At 36.7% G+C, this 24,727-nt stretch carries 24 protein-coding genes and 1 other annotated feature; of the genes, 6 read left to right on the forward strand and 18 right to left on the reverse strand.

Features of this window, described 5'->3' with window-relative positions:
* Positions 1-20: 20 nt before the first annotated feature.
* From UGRO018_RS11815 to UGRO018_RS11825, 3 genes are read right to left on the reverse strand one after another with little or no spacing between them, the layout of a single operon-like run.
* Complete coding sequence (locus UGRO018_RS11815) at positions 21-494, reverse strand: LURP-one-related/scramblase family protein (RefSeq protein ID WP_416326692.1); 474 nt, start codon at positions 492-494, stop codon at positions 21-23.
* Positions 495-529: 35 nt separating this feature from the next.
* Positions 530-2,638: a ferrous iron transport protein B gene (feoB, locus tag UGRO018_RS11820; protein WP_416326693.1), complete on the reverse strand. Its 2,109-nt coding sequence runs from the start codon at positions 2,636-2,638 to the stop codon at positions 530-532.
* Positions 2,635-2,859, reverse strand: a complete 225-nt coding sequence (locus tag UGRO018_RS11825; protein ID WP_416326694.1) for a FeoA family protein — start codon at positions 2,857-2,859, stop codon at positions 2,635-2,637. The genes feoB and UGRO018_RS11825 overlap by 4 nt, the downstream gene beginning before the upstream one ends.
* A 184-nt stretch (positions 2,860-3,043) precedes the next feature.
* Between UGRO018_RS11825 and gdhA the strand changes: the two genes are divergently transcribed.
* Positions 3,044-4,375: an NADP-specific glutamate dehydrogenase gene (gdhA, locus tag UGRO018_RS11830; protein ID WP_416326695.1), complete on the forward strand. Its 1,332-nt coding sequence runs from the start codon at positions 3,044-3,046 to the stop codon at positions 4,373-4,375.
* A gap of 73 nt (positions 4,376-4,448) precedes the next feature.
* Here gdhA and UGRO018_RS11835 read toward each other — a convergent pair whose 3' ends face one another.
* The gene (locus UGRO018_RS11835) at positions 4,449-4,988 is read right to left on the reverse strand and encodes a hypothetical protein (protein ID WP_416326696.1); all 540 of its coding nucleotides are present in this window, start codon (positions 4,986-4,988) and stop codon (positions 4,449-4,451) included.
* A 74-nt stretch (positions 4,989-5,062) separates the two neighbouring features.
* Positions 5,063-5,635 (reverse strand): guanylate kinase, encoded by a 573-nt coding sequence (gmk, locus tag UGRO018_RS11840; RefSeq protein WP_416326697.1) that lies wholly within the window; start codon positions 5,633-5,635, stop codon positions 5,063-5,065.
* A 113-nt stretch (positions 5,636-5,748) separates the two neighbouring features.
* Here gmk and UGRO018_RS11845 point away from each other — a divergent pair, with 113 nt between their 5' ends.
* Entirely contained in the window at positions 5,749-7,407 is a 1,659-nt protein-coding gene (locus tag UGRO018_RS11845; RefSeq protein ID WP_416326698.1) for an Rqc2 family fibronectin-binding protein, read from the forward strand.
* An 84-nt stretch (positions 7,408-7,491) separates the two neighbouring features.
* Here UGRO018_RS11845 and asnA read toward each other — a convergent pair whose 3' ends face one another.
* From asnA to UGRO018_RS11890, 9 genes are all read right to left on the reverse strand, one after another.
* Positions 7,492-8,508, reverse strand: a complete 1,017-nt coding sequence (asnA, locus tag UGRO018_RS11850) for an aspartate--ammonia ligase (RefSeq protein WP_416326699.1) — start codon at positions 8,506-8,508, stop codon at positions 7,492-7,494.
* A 146-nt stretch (positions 8,509-8,654) separates the two neighbouring features.
* Positions 8,655-9,116 (reverse strand): GNAT family N-acetyltransferase, encoded by a 462-nt coding sequence (locus tag UGRO018_RS11855; protein ID WP_416326700.1) that lies wholly within the window; start codon positions 9,114-9,116, stop codon positions 8,655-8,657.
* Positions 9,117-9,232: 116 nt separating this feature from the next.
* The gene (locus UGRO018_RS11860; protein ID WP_416326701.1) at positions 9,233-9,550 is read right to left on the reverse strand and encodes a (Fe-S)-binding protein; all 318 of its coding nucleotides are present in this window, start codon (positions 9,548-9,550) and stop codon (positions 9,233-9,235) included.
* Positions 9,551-9,567: 17 nt separating this feature from the next.
* Positions 9,568-9,741, reverse strand: a complete 174-nt coding sequence (locus UGRO018_RS11865) for a hypothetical protein (RefSeq protein WP_416326702.1) — start codon at positions 9,739-9,741, stop codon at positions 9,568-9,570.
* 1 nt (position 9,742) lies between these two features.
* Positions 9,743-10,324: an electron transport complex protein RnfA gene (locus tag UGRO018_RS11870; RefSeq protein ID WP_416326715.1), complete on the reverse strand. Its 582-nt coding sequence runs from the start codon at positions 10,322-10,324 to the stop codon at positions 9,743-9,745.
* Positions 10,325-10,333: 9 nt separating this feature from the next.
* Positions 10,334-10,993 (reverse strand): electron transport complex subunit RsxE, encoded by a 660-nt coding sequence (gene rsxE / locus UGRO018_RS11875; RefSeq protein WP_416326703.1) that lies wholly within the window; start codon positions 10,991-10,993, stop codon positions 10,334-10,336.
* A gap of 12 nt (positions 10,994-11,005) precedes the next feature.
* Complete coding sequence (locus UGRO018_RS11880) at positions 11,006-11,524, reverse strand: FMN-binding protein (protein WP_416326704.1); 519 nt, start codon at positions 11,522-11,524, stop codon at positions 11,006-11,008.
* A 14-nt stretch (positions 11,525-11,538) separates the two neighbouring features.
* Positions 11,539-13,041 carry an RnfABCDGE type electron transport complex subunit D gene (locus UGRO018_RS11885; RefSeq protein ID WP_416326705.1) on the reverse strand — a complete coding sequence of 501 codons (1,503 nt, stop codon included), beginning with the start codon at positions 13,039-13,041 and terminating at the stop codon, positions 11,539-11,541.
* An 11-nt stretch (positions 13,042-13,052) separates the two neighbouring features.
* Positions 13,053-14,345: an RnfABCDGE type electron transport complex subunit C gene (locus tag UGRO018_RS11890; protein WP_416326706.1), complete on the reverse strand. Its 1,293-nt coding sequence runs from the start codon at positions 14,343-14,345 to the stop codon at positions 13,053-13,055.
* A gap of 275 nt (positions 14,346-14,620) precedes the next feature.
* Here UGRO018_RS11890 and UGRO018_RS11895 point away from each other — a divergent pair, with 275 nt between their 5' ends.
* Positions 14,621-15,733 carry an FAD:protein FMN transferase gene (locus UGRO018_RS11895; protein WP_416326707.1) on the forward strand — a complete coding sequence of 371 codons (1,113 nt, stop codon included), beginning with the start codon at positions 14,621-14,623 and terminating at the stop codon, positions 15,731-15,733.
* 82 nt (positions 15,734-15,815) lie between these two features.
* On the opposite strand, the gene UGRO018_RS11900 is transcribed toward UGRO018_RS11895, so the two are convergent.
* Positions 15,816-16,886 carry a branched-chain amino acid aminotransferase gene (locus tag UGRO018_RS11900; RefSeq protein WP_416326708.1) on the reverse strand — a complete coding sequence of 357 codons (1,071 nt, stop codon included), beginning with the start codon at positions 16,884-16,886 and terminating at the stop codon, positions 15,816-15,818.
* 567 nt (positions 16,887-17,453) lie between these two features.
* On the opposite strand from UGRO018_RS11900, the gene UGRO018_RS11905 reads away from it, so the two are divergent.
* From UGRO018_RS11905 to UGRO018_RS11915, 3 genes are all read left to right on the forward strand, one after another.
* Positions 17,454-19,196 carry a carbon starvation CstA family protein gene (locus tag UGRO018_RS11905; RefSeq protein ID WP_416326709.1) on the forward strand — a complete coding sequence of 581 codons (1,743 nt, stop codon included), beginning with the start codon at positions 17,454-17,456 and terminating at the stop codon, positions 19,194-19,196.
* Between the two features lie 158 nt (positions 19,197-19,354).
* Positions 19,355-20,212, forward strand: coding sequence for an AraC family transcriptional regulator (locus UGRO018_RS11910; protein WP_416326710.1), 858 nt, complete (start codon positions 19,355-19,357; stop codon positions 20,210-20,212).
* Positions 20,213-20,224: 12 nt separating this feature from the next.
* Positions 20,225-20,698, forward strand: a complete 474-nt coding sequence (locus UGRO018_RS11915) for a hypothetical protein (protein WP_416326711.1) — start codon at positions 20,225-20,227, stop codon at positions 20,696-20,698.
* 120 nt (positions 20,699-20,818) lie between these two features.
* Here UGRO018_RS11915 and UGRO018_RS11920 read toward each other — a convergent pair whose 3' ends face one another.
* The 3 genes from UGRO018_RS11920 to UGRO018_RS11930 form a co-directional block, all read right to left on the reverse strand.
* Complete coding sequence (locus tag UGRO018_RS11920; protein ID WP_416326712.1) at positions 20,819-21,070, reverse strand: DUF3781 domain-containing protein; 252 nt, start codon at positions 21,068-21,070, stop codon at positions 20,819-20,821.
* A 97-nt stretch (positions 21,071-21,167) separates the two neighbouring features.
* Positions 21,168-23,789: a valine--tRNA ligase gene (locus UGRO018_RS11925; RefSeq protein ID WP_416326713.1), complete on the reverse strand. Its 2,622-nt coding sequence runs from the start codon at positions 23,787-23,789 to the stop codon at positions 21,168-21,170.
* On the reverse strand, positions 23,786-24,349 hold the full coding sequence (locus UGRO018_RS11930) for a GNAT family N-acetyltransferase (protein ID WP_416326714.1): 564 nt from the start codon (positions 24,347-24,349) through the stop codon (positions 23,786-23,788). The genes UGRO018_RS11925 and UGRO018_RS11930 overlap by 4 nt, the downstream gene beginning before the upstream one ends.
* Positions 24,350-24,384: 35 nt before the next feature.
* Positions 24,385-24,592: a binding site (T-box leader), on the reverse strand.
* Positions 24,593-24,727 lie beyond the last annotated feature (135 nt).

Genomic DNA, 24,727 nt, shown 5'->3' on the forward strand with positions numbered 1-24,727 from the left:
TATCATCATTGCATAAAAACTTACTTATTTTCTTTTGAGCATTTGGCCGCATCTATCGCTAATACGATCATTAAGCAAAGCAAGGCATCTTTTTCATTTTGAATATCTAAGGTATACGTATCTGAAAAATGAAACAATTCCTTTGATACATGCATGATCTCGCTTGTCTCACTCACGACATCATACTCCCATTCCATAATGTTACCTTGGACTTTCCAATCATTACAGGTAAGATGAAACTTAGGTCGAAAAAAGGTGAATTCCTTTTCGATCTTCCCTATCTCTACACCATGATCATACAATACAAATTTAGGTAAAAAGGTCAAGACCACTTCCTTTACTTCTCCGATTGCGATATGGGAGCGATCATAGATAACTAGACGATGTCCCCAAGAAAGCTTACCTTCTACTGTAAATATCACATTTTCGTGTTCATCATAAACATCATAACAATCAAACCAAGAAAACACACGCTGACGAAATAATAATTTCATATTGTTCACCATCCTATATAGAGGATAGCATAGTTTTACAAGATTGAAAAGAGTTGAAAGATACCGACGGATACCACATAAGGAAGTAGCGTCATTATGATAAGTGAAAGTAATAAAAGCTTGATTCCATATTCTCGATATAATGCCTGTAGTGTCATCACACATGGAATGCTCAATAACACATATACCATGAAACAAAAAGCACGAAGATTGGCTAACTCATCCTGCCATAGCATATGAATATGTTTGACATCGGTTTCATCTTCCGCCTTTAGGTTCACACTTGGAAACAAAGTGTCATGAATACTGCTTTGACATGCTAGGATAAATTCATCCTTTATGTTTTGAAGATCCTCTTTAGGATTTAATACGACCTTAGTTTCTTCTTGTGCTCCTTCAAAAATTGTCGCAAAATAGCCGACAATGGTCTCTTTCGCTACGATACCGCCCGGTAACGATGCAACACACTCCCATCGTGTTCCAAAACCTGCAGGTTCAAAGATCGGCGCAATCTGTTTCGCAAATGTTGCCATATAGCTACTTTGCATATCCCCATGAGGAAAATAGCTGATGCTCCATAAAAGAATCATTGCCCACATGACAACACCAAATGCTTTTTTTATATACCCTTTTACTTCTTCTTTTACCTTGTGAAAAACGACCTTAAGACTTGGCATATGATAACTGGGTAGCTCTAACACAAAGATTCCTTCTTCTTTGAAGCCTGTATGTTTACTTAACAAAAGTGCGATAAGTAACGCTAAAAATATACCGATACCATAAATACTCAAAATCATCAAGGCTGCTTTATGAGGAAAAAAGGCGGAAGCAAATAATACATATACGGGTAAACGAGCACCGCATGACATAAAAGGAATCAAGACTGCCGTTAGACGCTTTTGATTTTCATTATCTAAGGTTCTAGTTGCATATATGGCAGGCACGTTACAACCAAAGCCAAGGATCAATGAAACAAAGCTTTTCCCACTTAAATGAAAGACTCGCATCATACGATCCAACAAACAGGCGATCCTACTCATATAACCACTTTCCTCTAAGAAAGAAAGTGCCATATATAAAACACTTAACATTGGCACAAAGCTCAATACACCACCAACTCCAGAAAGAATACCATCGAGCATAAGATGTTTGATTGCGAGTGGAAAACTTTGCATCCCTACACTAAGATAATTTCGTATGATATCATGAATGATGAATTCAATAAAAGCATTCCAAGGAGCACTAAATTGAAATACAAAGAGAAGCAATATCGTAAATATAAGAAAAAAGATAGGAAGTCCGGCATAACGATGTAAAAAAATGCGATCCAATCTACGGGTCAAAGGGTCTGTGTTGTCTTCCTTTTCTTTGACATAAGTTAAGAGTTGTTCAATGATTCGGTAACGATTTCGATTGATTTTCTGCTCATCCATATCTTTGCAAAGATGATGGATCACTTCCACATCCATCTGCCAGCTTTCCATTTGGGAAAACATTGTATCTGATCGTTTCAATAATTCATACGTAATGACATGACGTTGCTGTTCACTCAAGGACACATAAGCAGGTAATTTTTCATCAAGATAATTGTATAAGGAAACATAAGTTTCAACATCTTCATTGCATAACAAAGGGTAGTAAAAGCCTGTCGCTTGTTTTTGTTGTTCGATCATATTTCGTACAACGCCATGATCCGCTGTATGAAAAGCACTGACCGCAAGAATGGGAATCTGTAATCTTCTAGATATCTTATCAATGTCTATCTGCGTCCCTGCTTTATGTACAACATCCATGAAATTAAAAATGATCAACATGGGAATTTGTAGTTCTCTTAATAATAAAGTCAAATAAAGATTACGAGATAAATGACTGGCATCTACGACATTCACGATCAAATCTACAGGTTGATTTCGCAAATAATCATCAGTAATTCGTTCCTCATTCGCATTGTAAGAAAGACTATAACATCCCGGGAGGTCAATAAAATGATAATTTTCCTGATTCCATGTTACGACAGCTTCTTTTTTTTCTACCGTAACACCTGGCCAATTCCCTACCTTAAAATTCGCATGACTTAATGCATTGATCCATGCACTTTTCCCTACGTTAGGATTTCCGACAAAAGCAATCGTATATTCCTTCATACCAATTCCACCTCCAACTTACATGCATCTTTTTTTCTTAATAGAATAAAGCTTCCTCTTACATAAAATATATAAGGATCTTGCAATGGTGCTTTTTGAATCATCTGAATCCATGCCCCTTCATAGATTCCTAAATAAAACAAACGCATGGCATCTTGTTCCATCATATCGATATGTGTGATTCTTGCTTTTTGCATCTTATTTAAATCTGTTGCCCTCATTTTTATCACCATATATAAGATAGCGTGTTATGATTTCGAAAAAAGTCGCAAACATTCGATTGAAAACGGTTATATTTTTCATGCCCTATGAATATATTTTCATAAAATATGAAAAAATCAAATTTTTTATTTTCATTTTCGACATTTGCGTTTATAATATAAACAGGCTAAAAGGAGGAATTTTATGGCAAACCTAGATTTCGTAAAAGAAGCAGTACGTAAACGCAACCCAAATGATGCAGAATTCATTCAGGCTGTTGATGAAGTCATGCTTTCCTTAGAGAAAGTAGTGGAAAAACATCCCGAGTATATTGAAAAAGGTGTATTTGAACGTATGATAGAGCCAGAACGTCAAATTATCTTTCGAGTACCATGGGTCGATGATAATGGCAAGATTCAAGTAAATAGAGGCTATCGTGTAGAATTTAATTCAGCGATCGGGCCATATAAAGGTGGATTACGTTTTCACCCAAGTGTTAATATCAGTATCATCAAATTCTTAGGATTTGAACAGATATTTAAAAACAGTCTAACCGGTCTTCCTATGGGTGGAGGAAAAGGTGGTAGTGATTTTGATCCTAAAGGTAAAAGTGATGGCGAGGTTATGCGCTTCTGTCAAAGCTTTATGACGGAATTATCTCGTTATATCGGACCAAACACAGATGTTCCTGCAGGAGATATTGGTGTAGGTGGTCGTGAAATCGGTTATATGTTTGGTCAATACAAACGTATCCGTAATGAGTTTACCGGTGTATTAACAGGTAAGGGATTAAACTGGGGTGGTTCTTTAGCAAGAACACAAGCTACAGGTTATGGATTATGTTATTTCACAAATGCAATGTTAAAAAGCAAAGGACTTTCTTTTGAAGGTAAGAAGGTTGTTGTTTCAGGTAGTGGTAATGTAGCAATCTATGCAGCTGAGAAAGCAACACAGCTTGGTGCTAGTGTCATTGCTATGAGTGATTCTAGTGGATATATCGTTGATGAAAAAGGTATCGATCTTGCGCTCATGAAAGAAATCAAAGAAGTTAAACGTGGTAGAATTCATGAATATACAGAAAAGGTTGAAGGATCTGTATTCCATGCGAAAGAAAGCATTTGGAATGTTCCTTGTGACATTGCCCTCCCTTGTGCTACTCAAAATGAGCTTAACAAAGAAGATGCAGAAACATTGGTAAAACATGGAGTCATCGCAGTATGTGAAGGTGCGAATATGCCTACTACACCAGAGGCAATTGAGGTATTACAAAGCAATCACATCTTATATGCTCCAGGAAAAGCAAGTAATGCCGGTGGTGTTGCTACATCTGGATTAGAAATGTCTCAAAATTCAGCTCGCTTAAGTTGGACTTTTGAAGAAGTAGATGCTAAATTAAAAGACATCATGGAAAACATCTTTAAAACAGTTGATGAAACTGCAAAAGAATATGGGATGGAAGACAATTATATGGCTGGTGCAAATATCGCCGGTTTCATCAAAGTCGCAAATTCTATGATCGATCAAGGTATCGTTTAATTATATTCAAATACTGGCATCAGGAACACTCCTGATGCTTTTTTATAGCATAAAAAAGATACCCGAAGGTATCCTAATGATTGGCATAATACCAAATTGCCCATGTGTGAAACTCATTGATTTCAATATCTGCTTTTGAGAGCAAATCATCACGTTGACTTAAGATTGCTTTAGCCTCTTCTACTTCCGAAGTACTACACGATTGAGCCCCTGCCGAAGTATCTTTTTCTTTATCTTCATCGTCCAATGGATAACGTATACAACTTAACATTTCCACTTTTTTCACAATGTGGGAAGTTACATAATTTGCTTTTTCCTTAAAGATATAAGCAAGTGCGTAACTATCTTCTTCTGTTTCTTTTATGAAATCCAAGCTATCGATATTATCCGTTTTTTTATTTCTTGAAAACCTTATCGTATCATCCTTTGAAATTACAATATCAAGTTCATCAATTTCTGTCCCGACATCCCTTTTTAAATCAATGTTCCAACCTGCTTTTTCTATTTTCTCCTGTGTTTCTTTTGCAATTGTTTCATCATCCGTGGATCCTTTACAGGCTGTTATTCCCAAACATAAACATAGCATTAAAAAACTATAAATCACTTTTTTCATTTACGTTCCCTCCGTTTATTCTTATTATATCATTTTGAATCAGTAATTACAAAAAAAGCATCTCAATTAGATGCTCATGACTCTATTTCCATATGTCGCTTAATAATAGAAGATATCAAATCTGCAGCTAGCTTAGGATCATCATTACAAACAATATATTTATAATTGTTCATCATTTTCATTTCCTTATCAGCTTTTGCTAATCTTTGCTGAACGATTTCTTCCGGCTCACTTCTTCTACCACGAATTCTCTTTTCCAATTCCTCCATACTTGGTGGAATGATAAAGATAGACAATGCATCAGGACATTTCTCACGCACCTGAGTAGCTCCCTGTACTTCGATTTCCAGTAAGACATTTTTTCCCTCATTGCGCAATTTCTCAACTTCTTCCATCGGAGTTCCATAGTAATTTCCTACAAATTCTGCCCATTCTAGTAACTCTCCGTTTTTGATGGCATTTTCAAACGATTCCTTTGTTGTAAATATGTAATCTACACCATCTTGTTCCCCAGCTCTTGGACTTCTTGTCGTCATCGAAATGGAATAAGCCAATTTCAATGATTCATCATCCATAAAATAACTGCGAATGGTACCTTTTCCGACTCCACTAGGTCCACTGATGATAATCAATAACCCTTTTTTCATGCGCTCACCTCTCAACATCTTTATTAACATTTTACTAGTTGAACCCACCAATGTCAAACAAGTTTCTAAGAAAATTTGATTTTATGGTATAATAGGAGCATTGAGGTGAGAAAATGGCATTAGATGGTTTATTACTACGACAATTAAATAACGAAATACATACCTATTTACCTGCCAAAATATTAAAAATTCAGGCAGTCAGTGATACAGAGCTTTTATTTACATTACGTACGCAACAGGGCAATCAAAAATTAATGATTTCTTTACATAGTGTTTATAATCGAATCAATATTACAAAAGAATCTTATACGACGTTAGAGACCCCGGGTAATTTTGTTATGTTACTTAGAAAACAAATAGATGGTGGTATCATACGTTCCATGATACAGATCGGATTAGATCGTATTTTACATATGGAAATTGAAGCAAGAAATGAAATGGGTGATATTCATACCAAGCATTTCTATATCGAATTGATGGGTAAATATGCGAATGTGATATTGGTAGATGAAGAGATGAGGATCATTGATGCATTAAAACGCATTCCTCCTTTTGAAAACAATTCCAGAACCATACATCCCGGAGCAATGTATACCTTACCGGCTCCACATACCGGAAAACAGGATCCTTATCATTATGACCAAATTGATCTTGAGGAATCCTTTACCAAACAATTCCATGGGTTTTCGCCATTATTAAGCAAAGAAGTTCAATTTCGCATCCATCATGGAGAATGTTTTGACGATATCATGAAACAAATCAAAGATTCTACGTCTTTGTTTATCCATGATATTGATGATACAATGTTTTTTCATTGTATCCCTTTAACTCATTTAAGTAAGCATTATCGTGAATACCCTTTAATGAAAGGGATGGATGTGCTTTTTTATCATAAAGAAGAAAAAGTTCGCATCAAACAGCAAAGTGGTGATCTTTTTAAAGCATGTAAAAAAGAGCTTCGCAAGAATGAAGCAAAGTTACCAAAATTAAGGCAAAGCTTAAAGGAAGCAATGGATTGCGAGCAATATCGAGAATATGGTGATTTATTATTTGCGTATATGAATACGATACAAAAAGAAAAGATGATCACCCTTCCCTCTTTTGAAACAGGAGAAGATGTAAGCATTCCAATTGATATGCGATTTGATTTAAAAACAAACGCAAATAAATATTATCAGAAATATCATAAGTGTAAACGTGCTCAAAGCATACTACAAGAGCAAATAGAGTTATGTGAAAAAGAGATTCGTTATTTTGAAGCTATGCAAGTACAGTTAGAACAAGCCGGTATTCAGGATGCAATGGAAATAAGAGAGGAACTTGCTCGACAAGGGTATATCAAGGCTTATAAAAGTAAGATTCGCAAAAAGAAAAAACAAGAACTTCCTCATTATGATACCTTTCAATTTGGTGATGTCACATTATATTTAGGAAAAAACAATTTACAAAATGAATATGTTACTTGGAAACTAGGTCGAAAAAATGATATGTGGTTTCATGCAAAAGATTTACATGGTGCTCATGTTGTCCTAACTACAGATACACCTAATGAAGAATTGATACGAAATGCTGCCATGTTAGCGGCATGGTATAGCAATGGACGTTTTTCTTCTAGTGTACCTATCAATTATTGTTTAGTCAAACAATTGAAAAAAATACCTGGAAATAAAGGAAGCTTTGTTTCGCTAAGTACCTATAAAACAATCTATATCGATCCTGATGCAGCATTTATACAACAACTCATTGATGAACATCAAATTCCTACTAAATAAAGGAAAAAGGTTACAATGCTTGAAATGAGATTGGTTAAGCACATATGATAAAAGAAAAGCGATGACACCTCATCGCTTTTTCCTTTATAATAATGTAATATGATGTTCCTGACATACCTTGATCATCTCATCATCCCATTGACTTACCTGTACTTCTCCGATATGAGCTTTATTAAGTAAAATCAAACAAATACGACTTTGACCGATCCCTCCGCCAATGGTTAATGGTAACTCATCTTTCATCAGCATCTGATGAAACGGTAATTGTAGTCGTTCTTCACAGCCTGCTTTTTTTAACTGACTTTGTAAAGATTCTTTATTGACTCGTATGCCCATACTACTGATTTCAATCGGACAATCTAATATTGGATAATACAATAGAATATCACCATTTAAACTCCAATCATCATAATCCGGTGCACGACCATCATGACGCTCTCCACTCTTTAAGACATCCCCGATCTGCATGATAAATACGGTCTTATATTGTTTTGTGATTTCATATTCTCTTTGTTTCGGTGTTAGTTCAGGATAACGATCTTCTAGTTCCTGAGTGGTAATGAAATAAACATCTTCTTGAATAAAAGGCTCTAGGTTCTCAAATACGATATCCAATTCCTTTTCCGTTTCCTTTAATGCTTTCATAATATTTCTAACGGTTAATTTCAAAAATTCAAGTGTTCTGTTTTTATCATCGATGATTTTTTCCCAGTCCCATTGATCAACATAAGATGAATGAAGATTATCTAAGACTTCATCACGACGAATAGCATTCATATCTGTATATATTCCTTTACCGATATTCATATGATAACGTTTCAAAGCCATACGTTTCCATTTGGCAAGAGAATGAACAATTTCAATATCTTCATTTTCAATTTCCTTTACATCAAAGCTTACAGGACGCTCTACCCCATTTAAATCATCGTTAAGTCCACTGCTTTTTCGAACATATAATGGAGCACTGATCCTCATAAGGTTCAAATGATGTGCCAATCTTCTTTCAAATAAATCTTTTACATATTTAATAGCGATTTCCGTAGAAATGATATCTAGCTTATTTTCATAATTTTTTGGTAATAACAAATCTTTTGCTGCCATAGAATCTCTCCTCACTGTACAGCATCTATTATACCGTATTTTATTTCTAAAATATATCCTTTTTTGAAAATATTTTCGTATAAGTTTTCATTTATTATCATTAGAATGATTTTATTTCAAAATATTAATATGATCAAGAGCAAAGTTTATTTATACAAACGATAAACATATAAATGTTCAATGATCTCTTTTTGAAAGGAATTTTTCTCAAGGACTCGTTGGCTACGTACATTTTTCTGATCAACCAAAGCATAAATACAAAGAATCGGCAGTTTAGAAAAAACTTCCTGACACATCAATGCAACTGCTTCGCTCATGATTCCTTGATTCCAATAAGATGCTCCTACCCAATAGGAAAGTTCACAGGAAGATTCATTCTTAACTTGTGCACTGATAAATCCCACTACTTGTTGATCTTTTAATATTGCTCGATACAAAAAACGTTTTGGATCAGCATTTTGATAAAAATAGATCATACTCATTGCGCTTAAAAATGTATCTGGATAAAAATATTTCATAATTCTTTTTCCCGAAATTGAAGGATGCATGGATAAAGAATGTAATACTAGCGCATCTTCCTCTTCCCAAGCACGAATAGATATTTGCATATAGACACCACCCTTTTGCCTATAGTATGCACAAAGAAAAAAATGGTTATACAAAGATGATAATTCATAAAACAGAAAAAGTGATACTCATCCTCAGTACCACTTTCTATCTTATATTAAGGTTTTACTTTTACGCATACTCCATCAGGACCAGGCGTTGTATTTAAGTAATCAGCGATGGCTGCTTTCTGATCTGGTTTACATGGCTTACAAGTTCCTACAACGTCAACTTCTCCATTGACCAGAGCCTCAGCAAGTCCACTGCATCCAGCATATCCACAACTACCACAGTTATAATTAGGAAGCATCCCAGATACTTTTTCAATTCGTTCATCAACTTCAACACTTAAAAATTTATCTGCGACACCTAGACCCAATCCTAAGATTGCTCCTAAAACCAACATCATTAAAATCGCAATTATTACTGTTTCCATGATTCCATACCCCTTTCTTATTCATCGTGTGCAGGGTTGTTACTGCAGGATGTATCATGACAGCCTTTGCACTCTGCTTTCAAATTTTCGCATCCTTTTGGAAGTGGTGTCTTGTGGTTCAAATGATACACCAAAGCATAAATACCTCCAAGAATGCCTAAATACAGAAACGACATTAAAATGGTATCCATCTTAAACCAATCCCATCAATCCGGAAAAAGCAAGAGCCATGATTCCTGCAACGATCAAGGCAATTGGATTTCCTTTAAATGCTACTGGTGTATCACATGCATCCAAACGTTCACGAATGGTAGCGAAGATATACAATACCATTGTAAAGCCAATTGGGATAGCAATAGAATAAGTTAACATTTCCACAAAGTTATATCCATTTGTGATATTGTTCAAGGTAACATTTAATACAACACAGTTTGTAGTAATCAATGGAAGGTATACACCCAAAGCCTTATATAAGGTAGGGCTTGTTTTCTTGATGATCATTTCTACAAGCTGTACCAAAGCAGCAATTACCAAGATAAAGGTAATCAGATCCATAAACTGTAATCCGAGTTTATCTAATACTAGATAATATAACCCATAGGTTACGATACTTGCGACAACGATAACAAAGGTAACGGCAGCACCCATTCCAATGGCACTACTACTCTTTTTGGACACACCCATGAATGGACACATACCAAGGAACTGATTAAGGACAACGTTATTGATGAATACAAATGTAATCAACATAACAAACAAATTACTCCAGTCGATATTCATACCTTATTTCGCCTCCTTTTCCAGTTTTTTTGCTTTTTCAGCCTGATGATTTTTATAGGCTGCTAGCCCGGCAGCCAATAATGCAAACGTACAGAATGCACCAAATGGCTGTGTGAACATTGAAATTGTAAAATCCTCAGGAATGATGCGAATAGAGAAAATATTTTGTGTGATGTCAAACGGATTATCAAAGGACAAGATACCGGTAGCAATGACTTGACGAATTGCAGACATCACAATGATACTAACTGTGTAACCAAGCCCCATGCCCAAACCATCTAACGCTGAATCCAATGGTTTATTTTTACTGGCAAATGCTTCCGCACGTCCTAGAATGATACAGTTTACTACGATCAATGGAATAAATACACCCAAAGCACTATCTAAACTAGATGCATATGCTTTGATGAGCATTTGTATCACTTTCACCAAGGTCGCAATGATAACGATGTATACAGGGATACGAATCTCTGATGGTGTGATATTACGAATCAATGATATGATCACATTACTCATAATCAAGACCAGAATAACGGCAACGCCCATACCGATTGCATTGTTTAAAGTGGTGGTAATTGCCAAAGTAGAACATAATCCTAAATATAACGAGAACACAGGATTTTCACGGATGAAACCTGCTGTAAAATTTTCTTTACGATTCATTCTTCATCCCTCCTATTTCAAATTGTCAGCCTGATATTTGGCTGCTTCCATAATACCTTCAAGCAATGGTTTACTTGTAACAGTAGCTCCCGTGATCGTATCATCAAGCAAATCTGCGCTTGTCGCATCCTTGCCTTTTAAAGATTCACGAAATGGTGCATCTGTAACTTTCGTACCAATTCCTGAAGTATCTCCATTGGAGATAGCTACATAATCATTGATTTTTCCATCCGCATCCAATGCTACAAGAAAGCTTGTTCCATCCTTATACCCTTTGGTCTGCATCTTGAAAATATAGCCTTTTCCTTCTACTTTAAAGATTTTTTGAATGGTGTCAGATACATTTTCAGCTTCCACCTTAAATGCGTCATCCGCAACATCATTATAAATCTCTTTTAATGTTTTCTTTTCTGCTTCTAACTCATTAGCAGCAATCACAGGGGCTGTCATTTTATTGGCAAAACCCAATGCTGCTCCCGCAAGTGCAGCAATCAGAGCTAAGAAAACTGTTAAATGAATGATCTTTTTCATGTCGTTCTTACCTCCTAATAGCCCAATGCGCTACGAACTTCTTCAACTGCACGAACCGCAGATTTACTTGAGAAAGTTGCACCACTGACTGCATCATTAATTTCTACTGTGATATCTTTTGTAAGATCAGCTCCTATAAATTGCTTTAAGAATGCTTCTGCCTTGATTCGATCGCCTTCATATTCTGTATCATTGATCTTTGTTGGAGTAACAGAAACGATGTTATTTTCTTTTACTACGATATCAAATTCATTGTATTTCTCTGGATCAGAAATAGAAGCATATCCTTGTGCTAATACATGATAAGTGGTAGAACCATCATCATTTGCATATTGTTGTGAAACTTCTGCTTTAAATTTCTGAACATCTGCATCACCGGTAGTCACAAATACCTGAGGATCTGGTTCTTTTGCTTCAATCACATTTCCTGCAAGAAGAACAGAACCTAATCCGATGATTGCGACCACACCGAATATGATAGATGCTTTTTTACGTATTGCCAACTGTTTTCCTTCTAATGCTTTTTCAATCATTGGTGTTAACATATTCATGATCAAGATAGAGTATAGACATCCTTCTGGAAGGTTTGCCTTGATACGAATCAATACCGTGATGATAGCAGCACCCAATGCAAAGATACAACGCCCTTGTGCACTGGTTGGTGATGTAACCGGATCGGTCAACATGAAGATAGCGCCAAAGATAACACCACCAGTTAAAACGTGAAGCAATGGATACCAAATAAAGCCTGGAATTCCTTCATAAGATCCAACACCACGCATCAATGCGATACATGCAGTCAAAACAAAGATGCTTCCCAAATAGATGCTAGGTACACGCCAATCGATTACCTTACGAATCGCTAACACAATTCCTACCAATAGAATCACAAGTGCGCTTGTTTCGCCAATTGCGCCTGGATACCAACCGGTAAATAATGTACCAAATCCACCTAGCTTTTCCATCATCTCAGAAATCATTTCCGGATTTACAACAAGCCAGTGAAACTCAGAAGCAATCATCGTTGTTGGTGTTGCTGTTGTTGTAACATCTGTCGCAACACCCATAAAAGTAGCAAACACAATGGCTCTACCAACTGCCGCAGGATTGAAGATATTATTACCAAAACCTCCGAACAACAACTTCGCAAAGAAGATAGCAAAGAAAGTAGATACACCAAGTGCATATGGTGTGATATCGATCTTGCACATCAAAGTCAAAATGATTGCGGTTATCCAACCAAAGCTTCCTGATAAATAATGTTTCAAATAATTCAAATCAAATTTTTGATCTTTTTTTGTGAAATATGCCCATACACTTTCTGTTACCAATGCGGTTAATAGTGAAACCACCATCAATTTTACCGCCTGTAAGGCATGGTCGATTCCATAAGTGCTATTGTAATAGAATAATGAGAACGCAAATACTACTAGAAGTCCTAGCATCAACTCTAACATAATTCGTTTCGTACTTTGTTTCTGGCGTAAGTTAGGCGATGCATTAAATATGAATTTCATGAATACCCTCCTTACTTCTTAGCCAGCATCAACTGGCGTTTTGCTTTTCTTACATTTTCCGTCACATCCAAACGAGAAGGACAGATATAGGTACAAAGACCACATTCGATGCAATCTAAAGCACATAGATTTTCCATCGTTTTCTTATCTTTTGTTTTTACTGCCTGTGCAATACGAACCGGTTGTAATCCAGCAGGGCAATGATCAGAACATTTACCACAGCGCAAACATGCTACAGAATCGAATGGTTTGTTTTCCAATACAGTCAATGCATTCATATTACGATCGATGACAAACTTATCGTTCACAATAGTTTTTCCCATCATTGGACCACCAGCAATTAACTTCACTTCTTCTGCAGTATACCCACCACATGCAGCGATGACCTCGCTTGCTGGAACACCTACTGGAACATGCACATTTACAGGATTTTTTACAGCATTTCCTGATACCGTCAATACCTTATCTGTAATTGCCTTTCCTTTGGTCAATGCTTTTCCAAAAGCAATCGCTGTTGATGCATTATTGACAACTGCCCCAACCTCACCAGGCAACTTATCATATTCTTTATGTATGATCTCACGTACCAATGTACGTTCCCAGCCCATTGGGTAAACATCTGGTACGGGTGTTACATGAACACCATCCATCCCTTGAACGGCTTCCTGTACAAAGGAAATCAAATCAGGATGTGTTTTCTTTATCGCAATACATACTTCAGGTGCATCTGCCATCTTTTTCATAGCTGCTACACCGATTACAAAATCTTCTTTATTGGCAAATAGCATCTTATAATCCGCAGTAATGTATGGCTCACATTCTACTGCATTGATGATCAGCTTCTCTACATTTTTCGCAAACTTATACTTAATATAGGCAGGGAATCCTGCACCTCCCAAACCGATGATACCTGCATTCATCATGAAGGTTACCAATTCATCCTTACTGGCAGTTTTGTAATCCATTGGTTCAAATGAAGGTACCTCACGATATTCTCCATCATTTTCAATTACCAGATGCTCCACTGGTTTTAATGAAGAGTGCATCAATTTCTGCTTCCCTTTCACAGTGCCACTCACACTGGAATAAATAGGGACCACATTACGCTCATTACACTCAGCTAGCTTGGTTCCAACCGCAACCTGATCGCCCTCTTTTACAAACATTTCAAAATTTGTCGCAGCCCCGGCTACCAAAGGAATATAGACTTCCTTACCTGCCTTGACCTCTAGGATATCGTTATGATCCGTCAAATCTTTGAAACCTTGTATGTGCTGACGCATTGGACCTTTAAACAATGACATCATAGTCACCTTACCTTTCTCTTCGCTAGATTTTTTGCTTTACCATGTGGCTAGTGAAAATCTCCACATACAGTTCTTATTATAGCATTATCATCTAGCAAGAAAAAGAAAAATATTGAATTTTTGTTACAATTTCACATAATTGTCAAAGATTGGCGATTCTAGTGACTTTTGAATCTTTTCCTTTCACAAAAGATGGAAAAATTAGTAACCTTTGATTGCTTTTCCTTGTATTCTATCTTCTATCTCGGCTATAATAGAAAACGGTGATAAATATGAAAAAAATATTATGTGTGCTCCTGTTATTATTGACTTTAGGAGGATGTAAAGAAAAGGCACTAAGTAAATATACGACAACGCTTACCGATGTCGGCTTTGATACCTTTATCAGCTTTACCGCTTATACGGTGAATGAGGCTTCCTTTAACAATTATGCAGACAAATTAAAGGATGAATTCCAAACTTATAACAAACTATTTGATAAATACAACGATTATGAAGGTATCAACAACATCAAAACGATCAATGACCAAGCAGGGAAACAACCTGTGGTCGTGGATCAAAGTATTATAGAGTTGCTTCAGCTTTCGAAAAAATATTACGAATTAAGCAATCATCAATTTGATGTGACCATGGGTGAGGTCTTGGAAATCTGGCACGATGTTAGAGATGCTGGTGTCATCGCTAATGAAGAACATAAGCCTAGTAGCATTCCAAGCCAAGAAGAACTGAATCAAGCAGAAAAAAACAGTGGCTGGGATAAGATAGTGATCGATGAAGAAAAAAGCAGTGTCTATATCAAAGATCCAAATACATCTTTAGATGTCGGTGGTGTTGCGAAAGGTTTTGCGGTTGAAAAAATTGCCCAAATGCTAGAAAAAGATGGCCTTGACAGTGCTATCATCAATGCCGGTGGTAATGTTCGTATCATTGGCAGTAAACCAGACAATGGTACATGGAGCGTTGGATTACAAATACCAAACTTAGACCAATTGGAAACCGATTCTTTATTGTCTTTGAAGTTTGATCATTCCAATTCTTTTGTGACAAGCGGAGATTATCAACGATATTATATGTACAATGATGAAATCATGCATCACATCATTGATCCGGATACATTATTTCCTGCAAGACATTGTCGTAGTGTTACCTTAATTTGCCAAGACAGTGGCATTGCGGATATTTTGTCTACAACATTATTTACTATGAGCTATGAGGAAGGGAATGCCTTTTTGAAAACATTGAAAGAAAAAGAAGGTATTGATGCGGAAGCCATATGGGTATATGATGAAAAACAACCCGCAGAAAAAGGTAGTGATACAATAGAAGTAAAAGGTTATGAAGTTGCAATGTCAGATGGATTAAAGGAGCATGTCAACATAAAATAAAAGATAGGCTTTTATTAAATAGATGGAAAAAAAGAATCCAAAGCGATTGAATATCATTTGCTTTAGATTCTTTTTATTTCTTCTATTTTTTAACTTCTAATGTCCAATGGAAGGTGTCTTCCAAATCACCCCATTGAATGCCAGTCAAAGTATCATATAACTTTTGAGTTAATGCTCCTGTTTTGAAATCATTGATGGTTACGATATCACCTTTGTAATTTAATTCGCCAACCGGTGAGATAACTGCGGCAGTTCCTGTACCGAATGCTTCCTCTAATCTTCCATCCTTACCTGCTTGCATTAATTCATCTATTGCAAGATGACGTTCTTCCACTTCATATCCCCATTCCTTCAACAAGTGGATGATGGAATCTCTAGTAACACCTGGAAGTACCGTACCATCACATGGTGCGGTAATGATCTTACCATCGATCTTAAACATAACATTCATGGTACCAACTTCTTCCACATACTTACGTTCAACACCATCTAACCATAATACCTGTGTATAACCAAGCTTTTCTGCTTTGACCTGAGCTGCAATGCTTGCGGCATAATTACCACCACACTTGGTAAACCCTGTACCACCTTTGGTTGCACGAACAAATTCATCTTCAACATAGATTTTTACAGGATTGACACCTTCAGGATAATACGCACCAACCGGTGATAAAATAACCATGAATTTATATGCACTACTTGGATGTACCCCTACAGCTGCTTCTGTCGCAAACATAAAAGGACGAATATATAAGGAAGTCCCTTCTGCGGTAGGAATCCAATCTGATTCATAAGCTACCAATTTTTCAATGGCTTCTACAAACATATCTTCTGGTACAACTTCCATGCACAAACGACGATTGCTGTTCGCAAATCTTCTTGCATTCATCTCTGGACGGAACAATAAAATTCTACCGTCCTTTGTTTTATAAGCCTTCAATCCTTCAAAAGTCTCTTGTGCATAATGTAGCACAAGCGTTGCAGGGTCCATGCAGATTGGTCCATATGGCTCTATTTTAGCGTTGTGCCATCCTTTTTCAGTTGTCCAATCCATGGTAAACATATAATCCGTAAAATGTTTTCCAAAACCTAAGGATTGATCCCAGGCTGGTTTTTCTTTTAACGTTTTCGCTTTTACATATTCGATTTCCATAACTACACTCTCCCTTTTTTACTATGTGTTTTTAAGACTACACCTATTTGATTTATAAGTCAATATAGTTTCATTCATTTTCAGTAAATTTTCACAGCCATTCCCTATCTCAACTGTCTTTGATGAAGCGTTTTCATCCAAATATATCCATTTTTACTTGTTTTATTTACAAATGAAACAAATTACATTATTTTCATATTTTTTCAATAATTGGTTGACATCATAAAAAACAAGGTGTAAGATAATGGGCGAACAAGGATAAATGCGATGAGCAAGACCTATTGTTTTGGAGATTCTCCTCACAGAGAGTTTACATCAATGCTGAAAGTAAACAGGAAGAAACCAAAGCATCTCACTTGTAAGCAGTAAACAGAACATAGTGGAACACTATTAGTAAGGGATACCGTACTTTCCACGTTACAGGAAAGCATATTATTTTTTGATATGGCTAAGGGGCATGATATGCAATCTAAGTGGTACCACGTAAACATCGAAAGGTTTTCGTCTTAGAGTTTCTAGGAAGGAAACCTTTTTATTTATTCTTGTAAGGAAAGAGAGGAAATTTGTATGAGTGGATTATTGATTTTAGGAATCGCAATCTTGGTGTTGACAAGCGCTTATTTATTATATGGTCGCTTTCTTGCCAAAACATGGGGCATTGATCCAAAGGCAAAAACACCTGCCTATGAAAAAGAAGACGGAGTAGATTTTGTGCCAAGTCATAAATGGGAAGTATTTGCACATCAATTTTCAAGTATCGCTGGAGCAGGACCGGTCACCGGACCCGTTATGGCAATGATGTTTGGATGGCTACCTGCTTTTTTATGGGTACTGTTAGGTGGCATCTTTTTTGGAGCCGTACAAGATTTTGGCGCATTATACGCTTCGGTGAAAAGCCATGGAAAATCCATGGGTGGTATTATAGAACAATATATCGGCAAAGCAGGCAAGAAACTGTTCTTCTTATTTTGTTGGCTCTTTACCTTATTGGTCATTGCGGCTTTCGCAGATATGGTTGCGGGAACTTTTCAAGGTTTCAATGCTGAAGGGGCTAAGCTACAACCGAATGCAGCAGCCGCATCGATTTCTATGCTCTATATCTTCGTGGCAATTGCTTTTGGTATCTTCTTAAGAAAGACGAACATCCGTGGTTGGAAACAAGCAATGATTGGCATTGTATTGATCATCGCCATGTTAGCTGGTGGAATCGCATTTCCATTATATTTTAGTAAACATGTATGGATCTATGTGGTATTCGTTTATATCTTTTTTGCCAGTGTCACACCGATGTGGCTATTAAAACAACCAAGAGATTATCTGACTACCTTTTTATTTATTGCGATGATTGCTGGGGCAGTGATTGGTGTATTGGTTAGTAATCCTAGTGTGAGTACACCTGCCTTTACAGGATTTGTGGCAGCCAATGGATCTTATATGTTTCCTACCCTATTCATTACCATAGCATGTGGTGCTGTTTCCGGATTTCACTCTTTGGTATCCAGTGAGACCAGCTCTAAGCAGATTGAAAATGAAAAAGATATGCTACAGGTAGGATATGGTTCCATGCTATTAGAATCATTGTTAGCTGTATTGGTCATTGTCGTAGTAGGATCGCTTGCTGCTATGGCTTCCAATGGAACTCTAGATGCAGGACTTGCCAATATTGCACTTGCGGATAACGCCACACCATTTACAAAATTTTCCGTTGGCGTTACTGGATTGTTAAGTCGCTTTGGATTACCACAAGAAGTCGGTATGTGTATCATGACGATGTTTGTTTCCGCATTGGCACTTACTTCACTTGACGCTGTTGCACGTATCGGTAGAATGTCTTTTCAGGAATTTTTCGAAGTAGAAGATGGCGAAAAACAAAATAAGCTTGTCCTATTTGCGACAAATAAATATGTAGCGACGCTCATCACTTTAGCAGGTGGTTATCTATTATCTCTAGGAGGTTATAACAATATTTGGCCATTATTCGGTAGTGCCAATCAGCTATTAGGTGCCATGGTCTTAGTTTCTTTATCTGTTTTCTTAAAAGTGACCGGTCGTAAAGGATGGATGCTATATATCCCAATGACATTGATGCTGATCTGTACCATGACATCTCTTGGATTATCCATTTATCAAATTTGTATGAAACTGTTTGTTCAAGGTGGATTTGTACTGATGATAGATGGTCTTCAATTAGTCTTTGCGATACTTTTGGTAGCTCTTGGCTTAATGATCACCTTCTGTTCAGGGAAAAAGCTTTTTGATGAGGAGGAAGCCTCAAAACCAGTTCAGGATAGGTTGGTAAAACAATCCTAATCAACCATGTTAAGGACATATGCCCATGTTTCCATGTGTATGTGTCTTTTTTTCTCTTATTTTCATAGAATACAAAATTTACCTATCCAGTTCGTACGCAAAAAAAGAGGAAAATCCGCATATCCCATGCTACAATAAGTTGGTCAAGGAGGAATCCTATGGAATGGAATGAAAAACTGCAAAAGATCATCGATTATGTAGAGCATCATCTTCAACGTACAGAAGAGTCAATCAATCAACAAGAAATCACTAAGATAGCCGGTTGTTCTTATTCCTTTTTTCTGAAAGTATTTTCTTATATGAATGGCATCACCTTTGCTGAATATATTCGATATCGTAAAATGACACTCGCAGGATATGATTTAAAAAGTACACAGTTAAAAGTGATTGAGATCAGCTATAAATATGGATATGAATCCCCGACCTCATTTACAAAGGCCTTTCAACAATTTCATGGTGTTACTTGTAAAGAAGCTCGAGAACAGGATACCAAGCTTCGGGTTTATCCTAAAATGCAACTTTACCAAAACCAAAGTTACGCATGGAAACTAGTAAAAAAGCCTGAACTTCGATTGGTTGGCATAACAACAAAAATTTCTTATCAAGATCACCAACAAGCACGTTTGATTCCTGCTTTTTGGAATGAATGTCAAAAGAATGGTTCCTATGCTAAGCTCATCGCTTTAGATAAAGGCAACCCTGCTGGTATCTATGCAATCTTTCAAGAATTTAATCAAGAGGAACAAACACAAAGTTATGCGCTCATGGTTGCGACTTCAAAAGACATCCCTGATGGTTTCCAAGAATACATCCTTCCAGCTTCTACTTGGGCGATATTTGATTGTTATGGACCACAGCCTAACGCCATTCAACATGGTTGGCGCTATCTTCAAGAAGAGTGGCTTTTACAATATCCATTTCAACACGCTCCCTATCCTGAATTAGAATGGTATAGTGATGGTAATTCCTATGACTTAGACTATCTTTCCCAAATATGGATACCCATTATCAAATAAAAGGAGAACATTATGAATCAATTATCATTTGAAGATTTTTTAGAAACCGTACCAAATAAAGATGTAGCTTTTGTTACATCCTTACATGAAGAGCTAATGAAACAAGGTTGTACTTACGAATGTAAACTAGCCAAAAGTGGTTATACCTTAACATATTACACCCCAACCTGTCATCGAGCACTTGCGACCTATATCTTTCGTAAAACTGGTATGAAGCTTCGTATGTATCCACAACATCTTCATCAATATGAAGCCTACCTAGATGATCTACCAGATAAGATGAAAAAGGAAATCAAAAAAGCCTCAGTTTGTAAACGTTTGATAGACCCATCTACCTGTAATCAAAAATGTGTCATGGGTTATGATTTTTATATGGATCAAGAACATTATCAAAAATGTCGTTACATGGCATTTCAACCAAACCTATCCGAAGAAAACGATCCATATATTATGATGATATTAAAAAAGGAACTTTCTTGTAGATAAACGAAAGCAATCAACCTTTGTTTAGTGGTTCATCAAGCATAGAACATCAGTATGCAAAGCGTATGAACATGTAAATTAGTTCATTAAAAAATGGTACGATTGGATGCGTGATCGTACCATTTATTTCTTTATTTTATGTGCAGTGATGATGGTATCGCTATGGGCATTGATCGTAATAACACTATCTTTTGTGTAAACATACCAATTTTTGCCTTTTCTTGATACGCTACTTTGTTCATCTATGATCTGTCTTTGACACCATGCTACCACATCCTCCTGTAGCTTTAAATTGCGTTCTATGCGTTGAATCCCCAATTGTGTTGTATGCAACTTAGTGATATGAGAGTATAATTCTGACTTATCTTTATCCATTGACCTGATCCTTTCATCTCTGATGCAACGTATACAAAATTTAGTTCATATAAACTATAGGAAAGGAAGATATCCGATCAACATCTTCCTTTTTTCTTTAAGCTTTTTTCTTCATTTCTTCAAGTTGTTTTTCAACGATCGTATATTGAGAACGATAGCCTTCTAGCTTTTCCTTCTCTGCATGAACCTTTGCCTCAGGTGCTTTATTGACGAAGTTCGGATTACTTAACATACCTTCACCACGCTTGATTTCACCGGACAAGTGTTTTAATTGTTTACTTAACTTTTCGATTTCTTCTTGAACATTGATGATACTTGCCAACGGTACTGATAAGGTACCATTCAGAATAGGACGAATGACCATTTCCTCTTTGCTTTCCTCATTGATCCAAGATGCATGGCACATCTTCTGAAGGATCGCATTGATCTTTTCATCAGATGCTACTAAGGTTTCTTTTTCATCTTTGATGATAACATCAATATCCATACTTGGTTTCAAGTTATAGTCAACCTTAATTGCACGAACTGCTTCAATCATCGTAATCAATTGGCGAACAGAAGCCATTTCCTTTTCATTCATCGTGATATCCACTGTTTTTGGCCAAACTTCTTGATTGATGCTGTCCATTGCATGTGGCATGCTCAAATAAATTTCTTCTGTGACAAATGGCATAAATGGCTCTAACATACGGATGATACCACTCAATACAGTAATCAATGTAGATTTTGCCGCTGTTACTGCTTTGATATCATCGCTTTGTAATCCAGCCTTTGACAATTCAATATACCAACTACAAAAATCATCCCAGATAAAGCTATATAATTCATTACCAACCAATGCAAATTCATACTTATCCATATTGGTGCTAACATTTTCCAATACTTCATTGAATCTGGTAAGGATCCATTTATCAATAATACCAACGTTGCTTAAATCAATCTCTTCCAGTTTCATATCTTTGATTTGCATCAAAGTAAAACGACTTGCATTCCAAATCTTATTGATAAAATTCCAACTTGCTTCTACTTTTGTATCAATAAAACGCAAATCTTGACCCGGCGTTGAATTTGTCGTTAAGAAGAAACGTAAAGCATCAACACCATATTGCTCGATGACATCCATTGGATCAATTCCATTACCTAAAGACTTTGACATCTTACGTCCTTGGGAATCACGTACCAACCCATGAATCAAAACATCTTTAAATGGACGCTTCTTCATACAATATCTCGTTTGGAATGCCATACGTGCTACCCAGAAGAAGATGATATCATAACCTGTTACCAATAGATCATTTGGGAAATAACGGTTAAGATCATCGGTTTCATTTGGCCAGCCAAGCGTTGAAAATGGCCATAATGCACTAGAGAACCATGTATCTAAGACATCCTCATCCTGTACCCACTGTTCGATATCCTTTGGATCTTCCATCCCAACATAGATTTCACCGGTTTCCTTGTGATACCACGCAGGAATACGATGTCCCCACCATAATTGTCGTGAAATACACCAATCCTCAATGTTTTCCAACCATTGATGGAACGTTTTTTCAAAACGTGCAGGATAGAAATGAATTTTTTCTTCCTCTATTTCTTGATGTTTTAAAACATCCTCAGCAAGAGGTTTCATTTTCACGAACCATTGTTTAGATAAATATGGCTCTACAATGACACCGGTACGCTCCGAATGACCAACTTGATGCATATGTGTTTCGATATGATCAACAACACCAGCTTGTTCAAAATCTTTCACCAATGCTTTACGACACTCAAAGCGATCCATTCCTGCATAACGATGTGCCATCTCATTCATCGTACCATCAGGGTTCATACAAATTGGCATAGGCAAACCATATTTTTTCGCCAATGCAAAGTCATTTGGATCGTGTGCAGGGGTACATTTCATAACAGCAGTACCAAAAGACATATCAATATAGTCATCTGCCATGATTGGAAGCTTTTCTCCATTGGCTGGATTTATGACATGCATTCCAACGATTCCCTGATAACGTTCATCATCTGGATGAACAAAAATAGCCTGATCCGCAAACATGGTTTCTGGACGTGTTGTCGCAATGACAAGGTTTTCACCGTTTTCTACAATTTTATAATTAAAGTAGTACATGGCTCCTTCGATTTCTTTATGAATAACTTCTATATTAGATAACGCAGTTTTTGCTTCAGGATCCCAATTGATGATACGTTCTCCCTGATAGATCAACCCATCCTCGTACAAATCTACAAATACCTTTCGAACAGCAGCACTTAATCCATCATCTAAGGTGAAGCGTTCTCTTGTATAGTCTAAAGAAAGTCCCATTTTTGACCATTGTGTACGAATGGTAGAAGCATATTCTTCTTTCCATTCCCATGCACGATCTAAAAATTTCTCACGTCCGATATCATAACGTGAAATACCTTCTTTTTTTAAGCGCTCATCTACTTTCGCCTGGGTGGCAATACCAGCATGATCCATGCCAGGAAGCCATAACATATCATAGCCTTGCATACGTTTATAACGTGCTACAATATCTTGTAGAGTTGTATCCCATGCATGTCCTAAATGAAGCTTTCCTGTTACATTAGGTGGTGGAATTACGATACAGTATGGGTCCTTGCTTTTATCCCCTGCAGTAAAATATCCTTGTTCGATCCATGTTTTATAATGTTCTTGTTCTACCTTCAAATGATCATATTTTGTATCCATTTCTTTTTTCATTTTTTCTTGACTCCTTTCATCCAGTCTTCTTTTAATATCGCACATAGGATCATATCATGATACCTACCATCACTTAGCTTTGCGTATTGGCGCATGATGCCTTCTTTTTGAAAGCCACATGTCTTTAATACCTTACCACTTGCGATATTGTTGATTTCATAGCATGCTTCTATTCTTCTAAGCCCTATTCGTTCAAAGCCAGCATCAATTAAATGAGGCAATGCTTCTTTCATAATACCCTTGTTCCAATATGCGGGATGTAATACATAACCAATTTCTCCGATATCATCCTCTATCGTATGAATATTCAGATTACCGATTACCTTCTCTTTCTCTTTCCATACGATAACCCATGTCTGTGGCACACAGCGTTTAAGATAGGGTAGAAAGTATTGGCGTATGGAAGCTAATGTCTGATCTATCGTCTGATGAGGAGAAATCGTCAAATATTGCATCGCCCTGGGATCACTATAGTATGCAAATACATCACAAGCATCTCCTTCTTCTATAGGGCGAAGAAATAACCGTTTCGTTTCTATCTCCGGCATTTCTAATTTCATATAACTTTACCCCTCCTTCATAAAAAAAACATCCTGTAAAGGACGTTGTCACGTGTTACCACCTTAATTCACATATCAGGGATATGCCTCAAACACTTTAACGCAGCTACACGAATCTTCTTACTATCAGTTCAGAACATCTACTCCAAGACTACCTTCCATCTAGTTCATGCCATGTTCCACCAAATCATGTGCTCTCTATATTTCTCTTACAGATGTACTCCTTCTCTTCATCGTATTTACCCTTATTATTATAAACAAAAGCTTATGCATTTTCAACCACTTTTTTCAGTTCCTATCAATTCTCATCATCTTTGTTATATACTTTCTTGAATTTATTTTAGTATCGTCTATCATCAGCATGCATCAAAGGAGTTC

The sequence above is a fragment of the Hoskinsella mucinilytica genome (genome assembly GCF_045223415.1).
GTDB classification, from domain to species: Bacteria; Bacillota_I; Bacilli_A; order Erysipelotrichales; family Erysipelotrichaceae; genus Hoskinsella; species Hoskinsella mucinilytica.